At 58.9% G+C, this 3,251-nt stretch carries 5 protein-coding genes; 2 read left to right on the forward strand and 3 right to left on the reverse strand.

The window, feature by feature from the left end:
* Nucleotides 1-268: DUF2325 domain-containing protein (locus ACFFAR_RS28795; protein ID WP_174363701.1), on the forward strand; the 268-nt coding region annotated here is incomplete at its 5' end.
* 17 nt (nucleotides 269-285) lie between these two features.
* Here the strand turns inward: ACFFAR_RS28795 and ACFFAR_RS28800 are convergent.
* Together ACFFAR_RS28800 and ACFFAR_RS28805 are read right to left on the reverse strand one after the other, a co-directional pair.
* Nucleotides 286-609 carry a winged helix-turn-helix domain-containing protein gene (locus tag ACFFAR_RS28800; RefSeq protein ID WP_197672690.1) on the reverse strand — a complete coding sequence of 108 codons (324 nt, stop codon included), beginning with the start codon at nucleotides 607-609 and terminating at the stop codon, nucleotides 286-288.
* A 132-nt stretch (nucleotides 610-741) separates the two neighbouring features.
* Entirely contained in the window at nucleotides 742-1,278 is a 537-nt protein-coding gene (locus tag ACFFAR_RS28805) for a nitrogen fixation protein NifQ (protein WP_375508968.1), read from the reverse strand.
* A 247-nt stretch (nucleotides 1,279-1,525) separates the two neighbouring features.
* Here ACFFAR_RS28805 and ACFFAR_RS28810 point away from each other — a divergent pair, with 247 nt between their 5' ends.
* Nucleotides 1,526-2,701, forward strand: a complete 1,176-nt coding sequence (locus ACFFAR_RS28810) for a porin (RefSeq protein WP_174363703.1) — start codon at nucleotides 1,526-1,528, stop codon at nucleotides 2,699-2,701.
* 57 nt (nucleotides 2,702-2,758) lie between these two features.
* Here ACFFAR_RS28810 and ACFFAR_RS28815 read toward each other — a convergent pair whose 3' ends face one another.
* The gene (locus tag ACFFAR_RS28815; protein ID WP_174363704.1) at nucleotides 2,759-3,247 is read right to left on the reverse strand and encodes a molybdopterin-dependent oxidoreductase; all 489 of its coding nucleotides are present in this window, start codon (nucleotides 3,245-3,247) and stop codon (nucleotides 2,759-2,761) included.
* Between the last annotated feature and the right edge of the window lie 4 nt (nucleotides 3,248-3,251).

Genomic DNA, 3,251 nt, shown 5'->3' on the forward strand with positions numbered 1-3,251 from the left:
CGGGGATTTTGTCGTGCACGACGGCGGCATAGAGGATCGCAAGGGCATGTTTGCCGCTGCGTTGCCGCGCGCGGATATCGTGGTATTTCCGGTGGATTGCATCGATCACGATTCCATGAATCTGCTTAAGCGCGTGTGTGATCGGCATCAAGTCGATTACTACCCGGTGAGAACCGCGAGCGTCGCGAGCTTCATGGAATTGATGGCGCGACTAAGGCGCACAGCTTCGCACCCCCCGGCCTCGCACTTTTGCCTGCGGCACGGCTAAGCCGGCGCAATCGAATCTTAGCGCTTCATCATCCGGGTCAGCGCGGAAATCTGCGGCGAGCAACTCCTTGCCGCTTCTTCTTCAATCTCCCGATACAACCGCACGATCTTTTCGCCGACCGGCGTCAGCACACACCCGCCACCTGACGAGCCACCTGTCTCCGACGACGTCGCCGGCGTCTTCAGCGTCCGGTTCAACTCATCGATAAGCAGCCACGCCCGCCTGTATGACATGTTCAGACTTCGCGCAGCGGCCGAAATGGAACCGTGTTCCCGCACGGCTTCGAGCAGATCGATTTTCCCCGGTCCGATCGCAACGGCATCCGCCTGCCGGATGCGCATGCGAAAACGCACCTCGGGTTGATTCGATGCGGATGGGGTCGGGGCTTTCGTGGATTTGGCCATGCGCGAAAGCATACACGAGCGACGCGGACCGAGGCTTATGCAGGCCGGCTGGATGAGATGTCCCCCGCGCTATGTCCCGGGACCAAAACAAAAGCCGAAATCTTCGCAGTCGGGACATCCGGGTGCGGGTTGCGGCGCCATGCCCATCGACAGCGCGAGTTCTCGAGCCAGGAATTTCTTCCATCGCGTTCCGTCGGTATTGCGCATTGCGAGCGCTGGAAAATATCGGCCAAGCATTGCAGTGACTTCATCACGCCCGCCAAGGCCCAGGTCACGCCATAAATGATCGGGCCGCAAGCACGCATGCGCGATGATCGTCGCTACACACTGCGCGTTCGTCGTATCGGCGGAATCGGCACTATGACTTAGCAAAAAACGGCTAAGCGTTTCAACGAACGCCGCGTTCTCTTCTGATTGAATCCCTACCTTGGCAATGGGTGCCGCCAGCCCACCGAAATGCCGTGTGTAGAGCCAAGCCGTTTGCTCGCGCGATAACCCCAGCAGATGCGGTTCATCGTGCGCACAAAGCAGCGTGGCGAATAAAACGGTGTCAGAGGAATGCGGATTTGCCGACGCCGCAATCAGGTCAGCGCGGGTTCTGTGCATTGGGCCAGGACGTGCCATTGATGAGCATCAAGCATGAGTCGAACCGCGTGGGCGACCAGTATGCCACGCCGCAGATGTCGTCAAGCCATTGTGTCAGGAACCATACAAACCCGAAAATCACGTTTACCAAATGCTGACGTATCGTTATATTCCGGTCGATATTTCGCAATCGAAATACACCTGCAATAAAAGCCTGATCGCTGCACACCTTAGCAGCATCGACCTAATACAAAACCAGGAAAGATCAATGAAAATGAAGATCGTGGCGGCGGCCGCACTGAGTACGTTCGGCGTAGTCGCACATGCACAAAGCAGCGTGACGCTTTATGGTTTGATCGACGCCGGTGTGAGCTATGTCAGCAATGCAGCAACGGCCACCGGACACGACCATTTGATCCGCTATGGCGACGGCGTTGCCCAAGGAAGCCGCTGGGGCCTGCGCGGTGCAGAAGACCTGGGTGGCGGCCTGCAAGCCATCTTCACGTTGGAAAGCGGCTTCAGCTCCGGCGACGGCACGCTGGGTCAGGGCGGCGCGCTGTTCGGCCGTCAGGCGTATGTGGGCATAGCGAAGAAAGGGATTGGCTCGGTGACGCTCGGCCGTCAGTATTCGTTTTCGACCGATTACCTCGGCGGCAACTATTCAATGGGCGGCCAGACGCCCGCCGGCAACTACGCATACCACATCAACGACCTGGACCAGCTCACGTCCAGCCGTATCAACAACTCGATCAAGTTCAGCAGCGCCGGTTTCTCGGGCCTGACCTTCGGCGCCTTGTACGGCTTCTCGAACCAGGCGGGATCGTTCGCCGGTTCGCCGACCACGACCGCCGGCACCACGACCACGCAAGGTTCGTCGAGCACGGTCAGCGCGGGTGTGAACTATGCGCAAGGCCCGTTCGGCATTGGCGCAGCCTACACGAACATCCGCTTCCCGAATGGCGCCACGCCTGCATTCAGCGTAAGCATCGCCAACGTGAACACGGGCGGCTTGCGTGACCTCGAAACCTTTGGCGTCGGCGCGCGCTACACGATTGGCGCCGGCACGGTCTGGGGCCTCTGGACCCACACCAGGTTCGAGCCGATCGCCGGCGCAGAGTCGAAGCTGAACAACTATGAACTGGGCGGAAAGTACGCATTCACGCCGGCATTGAGCGCCGGCCTGGGCTACACGTTCTCGAAGCTCGATGACCACTTCGAAGGCAAGTGGCATCAGGTCAACAGCGTGCTGGACTACGCGTTCTCAAAGCGTACCGATGTCTACGGAATCGTGGCTTACCAGAAGGCGTCTGGCAGCAACACGGTCAATGGCCGTAACGTTCCGGTGCAGGCGGAAATTGGTTCGAGTTCCAGCTTCCTCGGCAACTCGGGGACGGGCGCGAACAACCAGGTAGCGGTTCGTATCGGCTTGCGCCACAAGTTCTGATTTAGCATTGAAGGCGAGCGCTGCACACGGCGCTCGCAGTCAAATGCTTAGTGTGGTCTAGACCGTCAATACGCGGGCCACGATTCGCGCAAGCCGCTTTACATGACGCGGCGCTGGAAGAATATCCGCGCCGGAAAATAATATAGGCGCGCCCTCCTCGCTGGTGATCGTCCGGCCACCACACTCATAAGCCACGATCACGCGCTCTCCTACGGGCGTATTGAACAACTCGTGCCACGAGAAAATCACGGCGTACCCGTCCTGCGCCACGGCGATAAAAACTGTTCGCTTGAATTGTCCTGCCGGCTCGGGTTGCAAGCCCGCTCTCAGAATCAGATCCTTCAACAGCACGCCGCGGTATGTATCCACGCTTCGAATAAAGCGGTTGGTCGTATAGCAGCGAAGGTCGAAGGGATCGGAGACAACTGCGGGTTGTTCCCTGAATTCTGCGAGGTCGACCGTCAAGGGACGCAGGAAATCGCCCTCCAGCGAAATGACAGTCTTGGCGTACTCGACTACGAGTGCCTGAGCGTTGGCATCACTCATCTTG

Origin of the sequence: uncultured Caballeronia sp. (assembly GCF_964243625.1) — a bacterium.
Classification (GTDB): Bacteria; Pseudomonadota; Gammaproteobacteria; order Burkholderiales; family Burkholderiaceae; genus Caballeronia.

What these genes read in the sequence shown, in the direction of transcription:
- ACFFAR_RS28815 (WP_174363704.1), bottom strand. Translation starts at nt 3,247, where the DNA reads ATGAGTGATGCCAACGCTCAGGCACTCGTAGTCGAGTACGCCAAGACT.
- ACFFAR_RS28800 (WP_197672690.1), bottom strand. Translation starts at nt 609, where the DNA reads ATGCGCATCCGGCAGGCGGATGCCGTTGCGATCGGACCGGGGAAAATC.
- ACFFAR_RS28810 (WP_174363703.1), top strand. Translation starts at nt 1,526, where the DNA reads ATGAAAATGAAGATCGTGGCGGCGGCCGCACTGAGTACGTTCGGCGTA.
- ACFFAR_RS28805 (WP_375508968.1), bottom strand. Translation starts at nt 1,278, where the DNA reads ATGCACAGAACCCGCGCTGACCTGATTGCGGCGTCGGCAAATCCGCAT.